The sequence below is a fragment of the Chloroflexaceae bacterium genome (genome assembly GCA_025057155.1).
Lineage (GTDB): Bacteria > Chloroflexota > Chloroflexia > Chloroflexales > Chloroflexaceae > JACAEO01.
This window is the reverse complement of sequence record JANWYD010000035.1, coordinates 1-14313: the sequence shown is the minus strand read 5'-3', so window position 1 is coordinate 14313 and position 14313 is coordinate 1. Positions and strand designations below refer to the sequence as shown.

Genomic DNA, 14313 nt, shown 5'->3' with positions numbered 1-14313 from the left:
CACATCCTCGCGTCACATTCGCGATCTGGGGCATTGGGACGCCCAACTCCCCCTCTCCACCATAGGTGGAGAGGGGGTCGGGGGGGGTAAGGATCGCAAGCGCATTGGAATGCCGAAAACCCCTTCGCGCTCGAAAAACCCTACCCCTGAGAGGCCAGGGGGCCAGGGGGAGGGTGAGGACCACCCGCCCCAGCATCTGGTGAACGCCGGAACCCAGGCTCTAAACCCAGTAGTGCCCTGGCTCCGCCGTCAGCCGGCCGATGCCGTAGATCGCGATCCGCCGCACGGCCTCCTGATCCAGGCGGTAGCAGCGCACGCTGTCTACGTTCTGGTCAATCAGGTCGCGCAGTTCCCGCCCCAGGCGGGCGAACTCGGCGGGGTTCAGGTCGCACTCGAAGACGCTGTACTGCACCCGCGAGCCGTAGCCCTTGAGGAGTTTCATGACCTTCGTGCGGCGTTTGTCGTCCACGATATCGTAGCTGATGATGGTGAACATACAATGTTCCTTTGAGATGGTGGGGAAACCAGGTTTCCCCACGCCCCCGCCTACGAACGGCACACCGTCGCCCGACCATCCAAAATCCAAAATCCAAAATCTAAAATGGCATTACGTACCCCGCATACGTCGCCTGTTCACCGCGCACGACGCGCGCCACTGCCTGGGCCTGGAGCAGCATGACCCGCCGCAGGGGCGTCTGCTCGCCACCGGGGAGCCGAGCGGGCGCCTGCAGGGTCTCTTCGTAGCGCGCGACCAGTAGCGCGCGCCCGGTCGCGTTGAGGTAGACCGCATCGGGCCGCTGGGCCGGGCGCTCGAACTGGTCGCGCCCCAGCGCGCCGGTCTGAATGAGTTCGAGCACTATGCGGTCCACCGCCAGGGGGCGAAATTCCTCCATCAGGTCAAGGGCCAGCGATGGCCGCCCCGCCTCGATGACGTGGAACACGCCCAGATACGGGTCCAGCCCTGTGAACTGCACGGCGGTGAGGGCGTCGTGCAGCAGCAGGGTATAGCCGAAGGAGAGCATGGCGTTGATCGGGTCGGGCGGAGGGTAAAACTGGCGCCCCTGGAAACCCCAGCTTTGCTGGAACCTGACCCGCCAGGCGCCAAAGTAGGCCGCGGCGCCGGCGCCCTCGTGTCCGCGCACGGCGTCAATGTCCACCGCGGTGTCCACGGCGGCAAGAGCTGTGTCAATCTGCCCCAGCGCCGAGGCAGCGGCGGGCCAGTTGGCGCGGGCCAGCACGGCGCGCTGGTTGCTGAGCTTGGCGCGCACCACCGCGCGGGCCAGTTCGAGGTTCCAGACCGGCTCGTTCACCCGCTGCATCTGGGCCAGGCGCAGCGCCCCAAAGCGCGATGGCCCGGAGGTGAGCGTGGCGTAGTGGCGGCTGCCGCGCTGGTTGGTCAGCATCACCGGGATGCCCCGGCCGATCAACTCCACCAGCAGCGCGGTGGACATTTGCACGCCCCGGCCCATCAACACGACCTGATCGATCTTGTTCAGGGGGATCTCCTGCAAGGTCTTGCCCTCACGGGTGATCAGCACCTGCTCGTCGCGTTTGCGTACCGTTACGCCCTGGTCCTGAACGTAGAGGGTCGCCATGGGACGAACTCCTTTTTGATGTTAGGCGGAGATGTGGAGGTGTAGAGGTGTAGAGGTGTAGAGTTGTAGAGTTGTAAGTTTATTACTCTAAGTAAAGATCTGAACACACCTCCACACCTCCACACCTCCACACCTCCACACCTCCACACCTCCACACCTCCACAACCTACCCCCGCGAGCCCCGGCGCATCCGTCCGGCGCCGCGGCGGATGCGCTCGCCGGCCCGTTGCGACACGTCGCGCAGGGCCCGTTCGGCCTCCTCGAAGCTGGTCAGCCCTTCGCCGAGACGCGGGCCGCGGCGGCGCGGGGCCAGGCTCTGGCCGAGGAACTCCAGACCGTCGGCGTAGGCGGCGATGCGGGTTTTATGGTCATTGAGGCTCAAGTGCAGGGTTGCCAGTTGCCGGCGAGTCAACTCCAGGGCCCGTTCGGCCTCGTCGCGCGAGGCGCACATGATCACCAGGTCGTCCATAAAGCGCACCAGGCGCATCCCGTGGCTGGTCATCGCCAGGTCGAAGGGATGCAGGTAGATGTTGGCGAGCAATGGCGAGAGCGCCCCGCCCTGCGGCGCTCCGCGGGCGCTGGAGGCGGCGCGTATGCGCAGGGCCACTTCGCCCGCGGCCACGGCCCCCGCCGCCAGCGCGCCGCCGATCAGCAGGCGCTCCCGCCCGATGCGCTGGAGATGGGGGGCCAACCGGCGCGCCCCTTCGAGCGCCGGCTGCACCAGGCTCGCCGCGGCGACGAGGCCGCGCAGATCCAGCCCCTGGCGCTGCGCCGCCCCATCGGGTCGTTCCCAGGCCGCCGCGGCGTAGAGATCGTCTTCAGGCGGCGCCGGCGGGGCTTCCGCCATGGCTTCGCGGATCAGCGCGCCGCCGCGGCGAACCAGGCGCGCCAGGCCAACCGGCTCGGGGGCCAACGGCGCGTCTTCGGCGCTATGCAGCGCGCCCGCCTGCAACCACTGGCCGATCAGCCGCAGCACCGCCGGCTCGTCAATCCGCTGGCGGAGCAGCCCCAGCAGAATACGGTGGTCAATCGTGTCGAAGTAATTGGCAATGTCGGCATCCACTGCCCAGCCCAGCCCCTGGTCGGCGTAGCGCGCGACGCGGGCCACCGCCTCGGGCACGCCGACGTACAGGCGGCAGCCGTAGGAGCAATCGAGAAACAGCGGCTCGAAGAGGGGCTGCAACACCTGCTGCACCGCCCGCTGCGCCACCCGGTCGCGGATGGCGAGGATGGCGATGGCCCGCTCCCCCCCGCTGGCCTTGGGAATGGTCACCCGGCGAGCCGGCAGCGGGCGATAAACCCCGCTGCGCAGCTCCTCGGCCAGGGCGCGCATCTGCGTCGCCCAGTCGGCTTCAAAATCCCGCAGGGTCACTGCGTCCACCCCGGCGCTCCGTCCGCGCCGGGCCACCTGGATGTTGCCGCGCACCCGCCGCCAGGCCAGGGTCAGGTTCTCGACGCTCACCACCTGGTCGAGCAGGGCGGAACCGGCGTATCTGGGGAAGATTGGCATGGGAAGACTCCTTAATTCTTGTGGAGGTGTGGAGATGTGGAGGTGTAGAGCTGTGGAGCGTACCCTTCTGGCTGGTTCTACGGTATGAGGTGTAGAGGTTCTGTCCTTTCCTGTCTTGCCAGGAGGCTGCTAATGTCACGAAAAGCTGTAACCCATGAGGACTTGCTTGTCTATCAGCGCGCCTTTGATCTCGCGATGCGCCTGTTTGAAGTCAGCAAGCAGTTTCCCCAACAAGAACGGTACAGTCTGACCGACCAGCTACGGCGCTCGTCCCGTTCCGTATGCGCCAACCTGGCCGAAGCGTGGCGCAAGCGGCGGTACCGGGCGGCGTTTTTGAGCAAGTTGACCGATGTTGAAGGCGAACTGGCCGAAACGCAGACCTGGCTGTCCTTTGCAAATCACTGTGGCTATCTGTCCAGCGAAGACACGAACCTGCTGCATCAGGGTTATGCCGACGTCGCTCGCACGATCGCGAATATGGTTCTCCGCGTGGATGAATGGCTGCTGCCCAATCCGTGATTGTGTAGAGGTGTGGAGTTGTAGAGATGTGGAGATAATGTTTTTTAATTTTATGGATCTATTAAAGGATCCGAAACCACCTCCACACCTCCACACCTCCACACCTCCACACCTCCACACCTCCACACCTCCACACCTCCACAGCCCAGAACAGGTCACTCCGCCACCTCCAGCCCCAGCACCCCCACCACGCGCGAGGCGCCGAGGCCCTGCTGGGCGCGCCAGGCCTCCAGCTTCTGCATCTGCTCGGCCATCAGGGCCTCGTGGCGCAGGTGCAGTTCGAGCAGGGCCTGATCGTGCTGGGCGCGGCGCTCGGCGGCGATTTCGGCCTGGCGGGCGCGCTGTTCGGCGATCTGCTGCTGGATGGCGGCCAGGGCCAGGGCATGCTCGTTCTGGCGCGCCTGGGCCGCGAGGACCACGTCGCCTTCGGCGCGGACGAGGCCCTGCTGCGCCTCCAGCACCCGCACGTGCTGGTCGGTCTGGTGGGCCTCGAGCAACTGGCGCTGCACCCGCTCCCATTCACCCTGGAGCCGGGCCTGTTCGGCCTGCCAGAGCTGCTCCTCGCGAGCAATCTCGGCGGTCTGGGCTCGGATCTGGGCGAGAACGATCTCCAGCCGCGCGGCCAGGGCCGCCTGTTGCACCTCGGCCTGCTGGGCCAGCAGGCGCTCGCGGGCCGTGGCGGCCGTGGCCGCCAGCCGCAGGCTATGCTCACGCTCCTCGATCGCCGAGCGCGCCTCCAGCCGCTGCAGCGTGGCGCGATGCTCGGCCGCTTCCACCCGCAGCGCCTCGTCAATCCGCGCCGCGGCGACCGTGGCCGCCGTGGCGGCCTCGATCTGCCGTTCGTCGCCCTGGCGCTCAACCACCTGCACGCTGATGATCTCCAGCCCGGCCAGGGCCGGGTCGGCGCGCAGCCGTTCGAGGATCGCCAGGGCCGGCCCGTCCATGCCGCCCTGGTCGCCCTCGTAGCCAGTGAGCGCCGCGTGGCTATGACGCTCGATGTAGGCCAGGGCTGCGGTTCGCGCCGCCGTCGCCAGGGCGTCGAGCGGTTGACGATGGGCGGCAATCAGCCGCGGGTCGCTCACCGCCACATCCACTGCCAGCCACAGGCGCACGCGCCACTTGTCGGCGCTAAAGCCCTCGACCGGCCCCACCGGCGCCTGCCGGCGACGCGCGTCCACCCACTGCACCAGCACCGTGCCGGGCTGGCCCCATAACCAGTAGCTGCCCGGCCCATACACCGCCGGTTCGCCGCCGGGCAGATAGACCACAGCCCAGGCGCCCGGCGGCACCACGAGCTGGGTGGCCAGACCAAACATCTGCCGCGGGAGCGCCTGCGGCAACGTCGCCAGGCCCGTCACGAAGCGGGGCAGCGGCAGATCGCGCCCCATCCCCTCGGCGCTCACCTCGCCTCTGGCAACCGCCAGCCCTTCAACGAGCGCCTCTTCCACCGCAGCGCAGGTTTCGGTGACAATCTGGTTGGTCATGGGTCTGTTCCTTTCTTTAGCACTGTAGAGTTGTGGAGTTGTAGAGTTGTAGAGTTGATTTTTTACAAGTTAATTACTCAATTAAAGGATCGAAAAACACCTCCACACTTCTACACCTCCACACCTCCACACCCCTACACCCGCTGGCGACAAAAGCCCACGATCGCCCGGCGACCGCCAAGGGCCTCCCATGCCAGGGCGTCGGCGACACGGTTCAACTCGCGGGGAATGGCAATCAGTTCCAGCGCGCTCAGGCGCGCGCACAGCGCCCGGGCCTGCTCGAACAGCCGCCGCACGCCCTCCGCACGCACCGCGGCGCGACCGCAGAGCTGGTTAACTACCACCTGGCTGTCGCTCATGCAGCGCACCGCCACTCCCGGATAGCGGGTCAGCATGAGATGGAGACCGGCTATCACCGCCTGGTACTCGGCCTCGTGGTTCGTGGCGGCCGGCGCCTGCAGGCAGCGCGTACAGATCAGATTGCCGCGGGGGCCGCGCACGACCACGCCAATGCCCGCGACGCCCCGCGGCGGGGAACCGGGCGTGCCATCCACCTGCACCAGAAGCAAAGCGTGGTTCATCGCAGCACCCATGCCAGGCTCCCCAGGAGCATGGCAATCAGCAGCAGCAGCGCGGCAAAACAGCCCCGCAACAGCCGCAGCGGCGAAAGACGCGACAGGCGAACGCGGCGCGGGTCGAGCGTCAGCGCGCTTACCCCGAGCAGCGCCAGGACGATCGCTCCGCTCCAGAAACAGCAGGCCATGGTCCTCCTCCTTCCCGTTGCTTGCCTTGTCGCAAGCATACTGGTACAGGCGGAGAAGGAGCTATAGCCGCTGGCTAAGGAAAGACGTTGCGTTTGCTCATTGCTGGGAGGGCAAGGGGGTGGGGAAACCTTCTCAGGGATAGGGTTTTCCGGCGCATGCTCGCGTCGCATGCGCCATCCGGATCATTGGGACGCCCAACTCCCCCCTCTCCCTGAGCGGGAGAGGGGGGCAGGGGGGTTGAGGCATCGTAAGCGCATCGGAATGCCGAAAACCGCTGCTCGCTCGAAAAACTCTACACCTGAGAAGCGGGGAAACCAGGTTTCCCCACCCCTCTCCAACTCAGGTCACGCGAGGATTCCCGGGAAGTCGCAGCCCTACCCGCCGGCAGGTCCATGGTGAATGTGGATGAATATTTTTTCTCTGGCATAAGTGCGTTTTGCATGCTATGCTTGAGGCACGCTTATCCGGTCTATCGCGGTCAGCAACAGGTGCGGCATGAGCGATGCCATGCCCTGCGCCAGGCTCCTGGCGCTCGATTCTGAGATTGTGATCACACACAGCTATGCATTGACGGGAGACGCTTGCTCGCTGGGGCGGGCGCCCGGCTGCGACCTGGTCGTACAGCACCCCCTGGTCTCGCGCCTGCATGCCCGGATCGAGCGCAACGGGATGCACTTCCTGCTGGTGGATGCCGGCAGCGTCAATGGCACGTTCATCAACGGGCGACGCCTGAGCGCCCCGCACCTGTTGCGCCACGACGATGAGATCGGCCTGGGCAGCGCCCGGCCCATCCTGCGCTTCGATGATCCCGAAGCCACGGAAGCCGCTGCGAGCCGCCTGCGCTACGATGATCGCCAGATGCGCTTTCTGATCGGCGATCAGGCAGTTGCTCTCACCCCGATGCAGGTGCGCCTGCTGCGTTTCCTCTACGAGCACGCCGGGGAGGTGTGCTCGCGCGACAGTTGCGCGCGGGCCATCTGGGGCGACGCCTACCGTCCCGGCGACGAGGCTGCGGCGCTGGATCAGCAGCTTGCCGAGGTGCGCAGGCGCCTGCGCGCCGCCGACCCTCAGGGCGCCGGGAATCTGATTGTCAACCGCCGGGGCCTGGGCTATGTGCTCAATCTTGAGGAGTAATATCCGGTTTCCAACAATGCCGAACTCCTGTACGACGCATGACCATTCAGCCAGGCGTAACGCTTAACCAACGCTACACCATTCGCCGCGCGATCAGCGAACAGGGCGGTTTTGGCGCCACCTATCTGGCCACTGATGCCGTCGAGCGGCGCGAGGTGGTGATCAAGGTCAGTAAAACGGCGGGCGATATCGAGCAGAACGCCCTGCTGCGAGAACTCCAGTTGCTCAAGAGCCTGGAGCACCCCCGGCTGCCCAGGGTGTACGACGGGTTCTTTCACCAGGGACAGCTCTGCGTCGCGATGCAGTACATCCCCGGTCGCGACGTGTCGAGCTACGTTGTACCTCGCGGCCCCGATCGGCGCGCCGATCCTCCCGACCGGCCCACCGCCCTGCGCTGGATCAGCCAGACCCTCGAGGCCCTGGCCTACCTCCACGAGCGGGGGATCGTCCATCGCGATGTCAAGCCCTCGAACCTGCGCGTACATATGGAGACAGGGGAGATCTTTCTGCTTGATTTCGGCCTGTCCCAGTCCCTTGCGCAAACGGCCATCCGCGCCCACTCGCCGCGCTTCTCTCCTCCCGAACAGTACGACCCCGATGCCGACCCTACCCCGGCCAGCGATGTCTACTCCGTTGGCGCCACCCTGTACCTGCTCCTGACCGGCTACGAGCCGCCGTTCCGCGACGATCACAACGACCGCACCGTGCGGCTCCCCAGCGAGGAGAGCCAGTCCATCCCCATCGAACTCGAACACGTGGTGCTCAAGGCGATGAGCTACGATCCGGCCGACCGCTTCCCCGACGCGCAGGCCATGCTCGATGAGTTGCGGCGCCTTGGCTATGCCTGGCCCCCCGCACAACAGCCGGTCACCGCCTCCATGTCCACCACGTTCCTGGCGCCAACCCAGCCAGCCGCCGCGGATGCATCTGCGGATGACCCGCTGCCCCGGGGCGGGACGGCGATGCTGCCCATCGGACAGACGATCAAGGAACGCTATCAGATTCGCGAATTGCTCAGCGCCCGGGGGGGCTTTGGCACCACCTACCGCGCCTTCGATGTCGAGCGCGGTCAGGAGGTGGTGATCAAGGCCAGCAAGACCGCCGACGATAGCAAGCAGGACGCCCTGCTCGAAGAGCGCGAGTTGCTGCGCCAGCTCAGCCACGAACGGCTGCCAAAGGTCTACGATGCGTTCTTTTTCGACGGGCAGCTCTGCATTTCGATGGAGTACATCCGCGGGCGCGATGTGGCGAGCTATCTCCGCCAGGGTCCCCCGGATCTGCCTACGGCCCTCCGCTGGATGCGCCAGCTCCTCGAGGCCCTGACCTACCTCCACGGCCGCGAGATCGTTCACTGTGACGTGAAGCCCGAGAATCTGCGCGTCCATCACCTCAGCGGCGAACTCTACCTGCTCGACTTCGGCATCTCCCGGCGCCACAATCGCCTGGTCGTGCGGGGTTACACGCGGCATTTCTCCGCGCCCGAACAGCGCCGGCCCGGCGCGCCCATCACCCCCGCCGCCGATGTGTACGCCGCTGGCGCGGTGCTCTACAACTTGCTGGTTGGCGAGCCCCCGCCCGATCGCGCCCCCGACGAGAGCAAGCCCATTCTGCTGCCGGCGGCCACCCCGGTTCCGCCTAACCTGGAGCGCATCGTGCTCAAGGCGCTGATGCCCAATCCGGCTGATCGCTACCCGAACGCCCGGGCCATGCTCGAAGACCTGCGGCGGGTGCGCCTGCCCGTGCGCTCCTTCACCCCGGCGCGCACGGTCTGGGCCGGGCTGACGGTGGTGCTGGCCGTCGGCCTGGGGCTGGCCATTGCGAACCTTACCCGCCTTTCCGCCGGATCGCCCTCACCAGCGCCGACCGCCGCCACAGCGAGCGTCGCCGCCACCCTGCCCGCAGCGGTCACCGAAGGCCCGGTAGCCATTCCCAACCCGACCCCGGAGGAGCCAGCCCCCCCCACCGTTCCCGCCCCCACCCCCACCCTTGGCACGCCCACGCCCGCCAGCAGCGTTTCCACCGCGACGCCCCCCGAGCCAGTCGAGACGCCTACCGCAACCCCGCCGCCCTTCGTTGTGTCGCGCTTCGAGATCCCCGATCAGGGCGACCGCGACTTCGTCTTTGTGGGCCGGTTGCCGCTGCAATTCGTCCTGATCGGCGAACGGTTAACCGGCATCCGCACCGTCACCCTGCAACCCGCCCCGGCCAGCGACAACCGCCCCGCCATCGGGCTGATCGTCCAGCGCGCCGAACCGGGCCGGCTCGACCTGCGCCTCAACCGGCTGCCCGACGGCTTTCGCAGCGGCCAGTACGACCTGCTGCTCAACGGGCTGCCCGCTGGCGTGACCCTGCGGCTCCAGGATTACCTGCGCGAGAGCCGCATCCTCGGCATCAAGTACGACTACCGCCACCTGGCCGCCATCCGGCCCCTGCCCAGCTACCGCTTCCAGGGGCAGGACATCCCTGGCCCGTTCGGGCTGCTCTGCCTGCGGCCCGACGAGTCATCGCGCGGCAGCTACCTGCGCAACGGCGACCTGCTCGAGATCCTCGACACGACCAGCTATCCCGGCTGGTACCGCGTGCGGGTGAAGGAAAACTTCGACCCCAACCTGATCGGCTACGAGGGCTGGGTGCTGGCCTGGGTGGTGGAGGACACGCCCCCCGATCCGCCGGCGCCGGGGGCCATCCAGGTTTCGTGGAACATTCGGGGCGAGAAGGTCGAGAACGTGATCGAGGATCTGGCGCAGCGCGGCATCCCCCGCGAGAACATTATCGTGGACCTGCAGGACCGCGAGCGCATCCCCGAGGTCTTCGACCGCTACAAGGCCAACCAGGTGGTCAGCTCCGAACCGCCGGAGGGCGGCTGGGTGCTGCCCGGCGCGCGGGTGGTGCTCGGCGTGCGGGCGCCGTAAGGGAGGCGATACATCTCAGCACCTGCTCCCGCCGTTCCGCGGCTTCGCCGCGCAGGCGCATATAATGGAACGAGCGACCCGCAGGCTTTCACCCATCAGGACACGCCTATGATCACCGATATTCTCCCCATCGCCGGGCCGGCCACCCACCTGCCCCCGCCCCCCGGCGGGCGCTGGACGGTCGCCGACTACGAGCAACTCCCCGACGACGGCCAGCGTTACGAACTGATCAATGGAGACCTCCGCATGGCCCCCGCGCCCACCCCTGATCACCAGAACGCCAGCGGCCTGATCTTCTACCATCTGATGCAGCACGTCCAGCTTGCCGGCCACGGGCGGGTCTTCGCGGCGCCGATTGACGTGCAACTCGGCCCCGCCACCATCGTGCAGCCCGACCTCATCGTCATCCTGCACGGCGGGGCGGCGACGATCACCACGCAGCGCATCGTCGGCCCGCCTGACCTGGTGGTGGAGGTGGTCTCCCCCGCCACGGCCAGCTACGACCGGCGCGAGAAGCGCGACCTCTACGCCGCCGCGGGGGTGCGCGAGTACTGGATCGCCGACCCCGGCCACCGCGTCGTGGAACTGCTCACCCTGGCCGGCAGCCTCTACCGCGCCGAGCACGTCTACCGCGGGCAGGCGGTCATCCCCTCCACCATCATCCCCGGCTGGAACGTGGCGACCGGGCGGCTATTCGGGTAGGATCGATGCCGCGGTCCCTGCGGCCGCCGCCGAGACGAAATAGTACGTGTTCGGAGTTGGGGCAACCCCGCAGATCTGGGAGCGAGGGCGTCCCGCCCTCGTCAGGATTCGAGGGCAAGATGCCCTCGCTCCCAGGAGAAGTGTGAACACGTACACGAAATGCTGTTGCGGCGCTGGCATCCCCTGTCTACCTTCGCGTTCGCGCCGCGTCGCGCAGGGCCTGCAGGTTCACCACCTCAGCCACCTCGTAGCGCGTCGGCACGCTCCCCTCGATGGGCCGAACGTTCAGGATGGCGGGAAAATGTCCAATCCGCCCGTGGATCTCGGCAATCAGCGCCAGCGCCACCGGCGCCAGCGCCGGCGGGTTAAGCGCCAGCGGAAGAGTCTGCCACTGCTGGGAGGTGAGACCGGCAGCATCGGCCAGCTCGCGGGACACCTCGGCCAGCGGGCGAGCGCGGTCAATGTGAGCAGCCAGGTCGCGCACCTCCGGCGCCTCGCCAACGATCCCGGCAACAGTGGCCAACTGAGCTTCGGTGAGCGGATGCGAGTAATTCAGCACAAGAACCGGCATACCTGTCAGGCTCCTCATCATGGGGTACGGACCACAACCTGCATCGGACAACTCTCCTCTGAGGGTAGCGGATTGCCCCGCCGATCACGGGGAGTAACCCAGTACTGCACAGGCACGCCCGCGTCGAGGCAGGCCAACAAAATTCCTGCGGTCATCACCTTGGTGCCACCGGTAATGTCGGCAATCAGCGGCCAGGCATCGCCTACCGGCACGGCCTGGTTGATCGCGTCGCGCACCTTCGCGTAGACCTGGTCGGCACGGAGCACATCGTCGAGCAACACAACGTGGGGCGTCACGTTGCGTTCCAGTAACGTCTGTTTCAGGTCGCGAAACCGTTCGCTGCCGGCAACCGATGGCGATGCCAGCAACCAGCAATGGCGCAGGGTCGCATCGCGCTGGTGCCAGGCGATAATGTCCGCATCGGCTGCCTGAGGGTTGGGGCTTACCGGCAGAATCAGGCCGGGATGCGGCGGCGCCTGCCGATCCGGCTCGACTGTCGTCCTCCCCCGGCGCTTGAACCCCCGTAGCAAACGCTGGAACACGACCACCACAAAGGCAAAGATCATCACCGCGCCGGCAATCAGCGCGATAAGAAACTGCGGCGTGGCCCCGAACACAGCGGTCAATAACTCATAGACGGCGTTGCCGAGAATCGCCAGGGCCAGCGAGCCGATCAGAAACAGTACGGGCACGCGGGTCTCCAGAAACAGGCGCAACAGGTCGTTCAGAGAGGACTGGTTCATTGAGTTTTCTGAAGTAAACAGAGGCAGTTGGAGAGGGATGGGGAAACCAGGTTTCCCCATCTTCTCAGGTGGAGGGTTTTCCGGCACATCCTCGCGTCACATTCGCCATCCGGGGCATCGGCACACGCCCAACTCCCCCTCTCCACCTACGGTGGAGAGGGGGGGCAGGGGGGTGAGGATCGCAAACCCATTGGAATGCCGAAAACCCCTTCTCGCTCGAAAAACCCTCCACCTGAGAAGTTTCCCCATCCCCCTGCCTGATGGGCGCCTGGCCAGATCACATCTAAACCTCAAATCCCAACTCTTTCAATGTTGGCCGTAGCCTGGAGCAAACTTCACGGACGCGTTCCGCGACCTGCTCGGCCCGCTCCGCATTTCGGCGCATCCCGGCGTGGGCCAGATCGTTGCGAAGGGCTCGACATTTCCCCCACAAATCGCGTATGGCAGGCTGCTGACCGGCGCTCAGGATAGGCGCCGGCACCGGGAGCGCTGCATGTCCTGGCGTGCGATTACGGCCATTGACCGCGGCCTCGGCCAGTTGCCGGTCATTTTCACTATAAAGGTCGTAGGGGCCGCCATCGGCAGTGACCAGCACCACCGAGACGAGCCACTCGCGGGTGAGGGTAAACGCCTGAACATACAGTCCCTTCGCCACATACCACTCAATCATTTCGAGCTGTTTGACGATCACCTCACGGGCCAGGTCGGGCGCGTGCGGTTGCGCGAGGGCCATTTGCCCGTACTCCTGCTCGATCGTGCCGAGCAGCAACCCCAACGGACGGGCCGCGGCGTCCGCGCCCTCCGGGTTGCCAAAGGCGGCGAGAGCCTCTGGCAGCGCCGAAGCGGTTCGCATCACTTCCGCCGGGCGCGACGCCTGGAGGGCGGCGGTCAATTGATGCAACAATTGAGCCAGTTGATTCGATGTGGAAAGCTCATGCGCCCGTTGTTGAACCAGATCACGGAGCGCATCGGCGCGGCCGTACTTGAGAAAAGCGTCCGTCGCGGTGGTCCAGTCGAGTAGCGCCGCGAGCGGCGTCAGATCAAACACCGGGGACTCATTCTGTGCATTACGCGCATCGAAGGCGCCATAGATTAAATGGCGTACCGTGGCCTGGCGCGCCACCCGCACATAGGCGGCGATAAGCAATGCCAGCACAGGAATGGAGCGAAAGCCGTTGGTAATATCGAAGATCAACTCTTCATTCTTGTTGATCCTTGCAGCGATCTGTTCAAAGATCTCCCATTGTTCACGTTCCGATTGACCTGATGGGATCAGGACCGGTTCAGGTTCAATCACCCCGCGCAGCTTCTCGATCAATGCTTCTAAATGTTTCGTTCGGGCTTCCTCGGTCACCACAACGAGCAAGCGACGGGGCGGGGGGTCAAACAAGGCTATGGCCGCATCGGCCATATAGCGCGTGGCATGGCTCTTGCGCGAATCATAGACGTAGATCGTATCACGGTAGTCGGTCGCGCCCAGGAACGAGATCAGGGTCGTCATCAGCAGTTTCTCCCTCTGGCCGGGCGTGCTACAATCGCTTTAGTCATCGCACTGGCGCGGTAAGACCGGAGCATTGGCTGCGCAGCGCTTCAGCCCAACGGCCGCGACCAGTCAGAATAGCTCGGAATCAGTAGCAGGTTATCAAGGAACCACCGGAACCGCCACCACCCGGACATACCTATGACCACCGATATTCTCCCCATCGCCGGGCCGGCCACCGCGTCGTAGAACTGCTCACCCTGGCCGGCAGCCTCTACCGCGCCGAACACGTCTACCGCGGGCAGGCGGTTATTCCCTCGATAATCATTCCCCGGCTGGAACATGGCGACCGGGCGGCTATTCGGGTAGAGCCGACAAGGACCTGGGCATCGTCCACGACCGGCGCGTTCACGGCGTTCCGGCGTTGATCGTCGAGGTGCTCTCGCCGAGCAACCCGGCCCAGGATCTAGTGGTGAAGCGGGGCGCCTATGCGCGGGCCGGCCTGCCTGAGTACTGGATCGTTCGCCCGGTGGAGCGCGATGTACTGGTCCTCAGCGCGCCCGACCCCGCCGCCGGCGACTACCGCCAGGAGACCCGCGTCGCCCCCGACGGCGAGCTTATCTCCCCGACGCTGCCCTTCAAAGCACCTATCGCCGCCTTCTTCGCCGGCGCCCCCGATGAGACGCCGTAAGTAGTCTGTGAACTAAGTTTCCTGGCCTTTCCGCCCCCCTCCCAACCTCCCCCCGTTGGGGGGAGGAGCCGGATCCCCTCCCCCAGCGGGGGAGGGGCGGAGAGGAGGCGGAGTTGCCGAAAACCTTCGTTCACAGAGTGCTCAGTAGTCTGTAAAGGAAGTTTCCCGGCCTTTCTGCCCCCCCGCCCCGCCGCCCCCCGGTGGAGGA

Annotated in this window: 13 protein-coding genes and 1 pseudogene; 5 read left to right on the top strand and 9 right to left on the bottom strand. The window is 66.1% G+C overall.

Features of this window, described 5'->3' with window-relative positions; all coding sequences use genetic code 11:
- Window positions 1-220 precede the first annotated feature (220 nt).
- From cas2 to NZU74_19960, 3 genes are all read right to left on the bottom strand, one after another.
- A complete protein-coding gene (gene cas2, locus NZU74_19970) occupies window positions 221-496 on the bottom strand; it encodes a CRISPR-associated endonuclease Cas2 (GenBank protein ID MCS6883611.1) in 276 nt (91 codons plus the stop codon).
- A gap of 100 nt (window positions 497-596) precedes the next feature.
- Complete coding sequence (gene cas1 / locus NZU74_19965) at window positions 597-1595, bottom strand: CRISPR-associated endonuclease Cas1 (protein ID MCS6883610.1); 999 nt, start codon at window positions 1593-1595, stop codon at window positions 597-599.
- A gap of 166 nt (window positions 1596-1761) precedes the next feature.
- Window positions 1762-3105 (bottom strand): reverse transcriptase/maturase family protein, encoded by a 1344-nt coding sequence (locus tag NZU74_19960; GenBank protein MCS6883609.1) that lies wholly within the window; start codon window positions 3103-3105, stop codon window positions 1762-1764.
- 132 nt (window positions 3106-3237) lie between these two features.
- Here NZU74_19960 and NZU74_19955 point away from each other — a divergent pair, with 132 nt between their 5' ends.
- Window positions 3238-3624: a four helix bundle protein gene (locus NZU74_19955; GenBank protein MCS6883608.1), complete on the top strand. Its 387-nt coding sequence runs from the start codon at window positions 3238-3240 to the stop codon at window positions 3622-3624.
- Window positions 3625-4400: 776 nt separating this feature from the next.
- On the opposite strand, the pseudogene NZU74_19950 reads toward NZU74_19955, so the two are convergent.
- The 3 genes and pseudogenes from NZU74_19950 to NZU74_19940 form a co-directional block, all read right to left on the bottom strand.
- Window positions 4401-4940 (bottom strand): annotated as a pseudogene (locus NZU74_19950) (SPFH domain-containing protein).
- Between the two features lie 302 nt (window positions 4941-5242).
- Window positions 5243-5701 carry a ribonuclease HI family protein gene (locus tag NZU74_19945; protein MCS6883607.1) on the bottom strand — a complete coding sequence of 153 codons (459 nt, stop codon included), beginning with the start codon at window positions 5699-5701 and terminating at the stop codon, window positions 5243-5245.
- Entirely contained in the window at window positions 5686-5871 is a 186-nt protein-coding gene (locus NZU74_19940; GenBank protein ID MCS6883606.1) for a hypothetical protein, read from the bottom strand. The genes NZU74_19945 and NZU74_19940 overlap by 16 nt, the downstream gene beginning before the upstream one ends.
- Before the next feature lie 496 nt (window positions 5872-6367).
- Between NZU74_19940 and NZU74_19935 the strand changes: the two genes are divergently transcribed.
- The 3 genes from NZU74_19935 to NZU74_19925 all read left to right on the top strand — a co-directional run bounded on the left by NZU74_19935 (window position 6368) and on the right by NZU74_19925 (window position 10620).
- Complete coding sequence (locus NZU74_19935) at window positions 6368-7006, top strand: FHA domain-containing protein (GenBank protein ID MCS6883605.1); 639 nt, start codon at window positions 6368-6370, stop codon at window positions 7004-7006.
- A gap of 38 nt (window positions 7007-7044) precedes the next feature.
- A complete protein-coding gene (locus tag NZU74_19930; GenBank protein MCS6883604.1) occupies window positions 7045-9918 on the top strand; it encodes a serine/threonine protein kinase in 2874 nt (957 codons plus the stop codon).
- 108 nt (window positions 9919-10026) lie between these two features.
- Entirely contained in the window at window positions 10027-10620 is a 594-nt protein-coding gene (locus NZU74_19925) for a Uma2 family endonuclease (GenBank protein ID MCS6883603.1), read from the top strand.
- A 187-nt stretch (window positions 10621-10807) separates the two neighbouring features.
- Here the strand turns inward: NZU74_19925 and csx15 are convergent, their stop codons facing one another.
- The 3 genes from csx15 to csx2 all read right to left on the bottom strand — a co-directional run bounded on the left by csx15 (window position 10808) and on the right by csx2 (window position 13435).
- On the bottom strand, window positions 10808-11191 hold the full coding sequence (csx15, locus tag NZU74_19920) for a CRISPR-associated protein Csx15 (GenBank protein MCS6883602.1): 384 nt from the start codon (window positions 11189-11191) through the stop codon (window positions 10808-10810).
- Between the two features lie 17 nt (window positions 11192-11208).
- Window positions 11209-11934 carry a hypothetical protein gene (locus NZU74_19915; GenBank protein MCS6883601.1) on the bottom strand — a complete coding sequence of 242 codons (726 nt, stop codon included), beginning with the start codon at window positions 11932-11934 and terminating at the stop codon, window positions 11209-11211.
- A gap of 283 nt (window positions 11935-12217) precedes the next feature.
- Entirely contained in the window at window positions 12218-13435 is a 1218-nt protein-coding gene (gene csx2, locus NZU74_19910) for a TIGR02221 family CRISPR-associated protein (protein MCS6883600.1), read from the bottom strand.
- Window positions 13436-13802: 367 nt separating this feature from the next.
- Here csx2 and NZU74_19905 point away from each other — a divergent pair, with 367 nt between their 5' ends.
- Complete coding sequence (locus tag NZU74_19905; GenBank protein MCS6883599.1) at window positions 13803-14105, top strand: Uma2 family endonuclease; 303 nt, start codon at window positions 13803-13805, stop codon at window positions 14103-14105.
- The last annotated feature ends 208 nt before the right edge of the window (window positions 14106-14313 follow it).

What these genes read in the sequence shown, in the direction of transcription:
- NZU74_19940 (MCS6883606.1), bottom strand. Translation starts at nt 5,871, where the DNA reads ATGGCCTGCTGTTTCTGGAGCGGAGCGATCGTCCTGGCGCTGCTCGGG.
- cas1 (MCS6883610.1), bottom strand. Translation starts at nt 1,595, where the DNA reads ATGGCGACCCTCTACGTTCAGGACCAGGGCGTAACGGTACGCAAACGC.
- NZU74_19915 (MCS6883601.1), bottom strand. Translation starts at nt 11,934, where the DNA reads ATGAACCAGTCCTCTCTGAACGACCTGTTGCGCCTGTTTCTGGAGACC.
- NZU74_19955 (MCS6883608.1), top strand. Translation starts at nt 3,238, where the DNA reads ATGTCACGAAAAGCTGTAACCCATGAGGACTTGCTTGTCTATCAGCGC.
- NZU74_19930 (MCS6883604.1), top strand. Translation starts at nt 7,045, where the DNA reads ATGACCATTCAGCCAGGCGTAACGCTTAACCAACGCTACACCATTCGC.
- cas2 (MCS6883611.1), bottom strand. Translation starts at nt 496, where the DNA reads ATGTTCACCATCATCAGCTACGATATCGTGGACGACAAACGCCGCACG.
- NZU74_19925 (MCS6883603.1), top strand. Translation starts at nt 10,027, where the DNA reads ATGATCACCGATATTCTCCCCATCGCCGGGCCGGCCACCCACCTGCCC.
- NZU74_19960 (MCS6883609.1), bottom strand. Translation starts at nt 3,105, where the DNA reads ATGCCAATCTTCCCCAGATACGCCGGTTCCGCCCTGCTCGACCAGGTG.
- NZU74_19945 (MCS6883607.1), bottom strand. Translation starts at nt 5,701, where the DNA reads ATGGGTGCTGCGATGAACCACGCTTTGCTTCTGGTGCAGGTGGATGGC.
- NZU74_19935 (MCS6883605.1), top strand. Translation starts at nt 6,368, where the DNA reads ATGAGCGATGCCATGCCCTGCGCCAGGCTCCTGGCGCTCGATTCTGAG.
- csx15 (MCS6883602.1), bottom strand. Translation starts at nt 11,191, where the DNA reads ATGCCGGTTCTTGTGCTGAATTACTCGCATCCGCTCACCGAAGCTCAG.
- csx2 (MCS6883600.1), bottom strand. Translation starts at nt 13,435, where the DNA reads ATGACGACCCTGATCTCGTTCCTGGGCGCGACCGACTACCGTGATACG.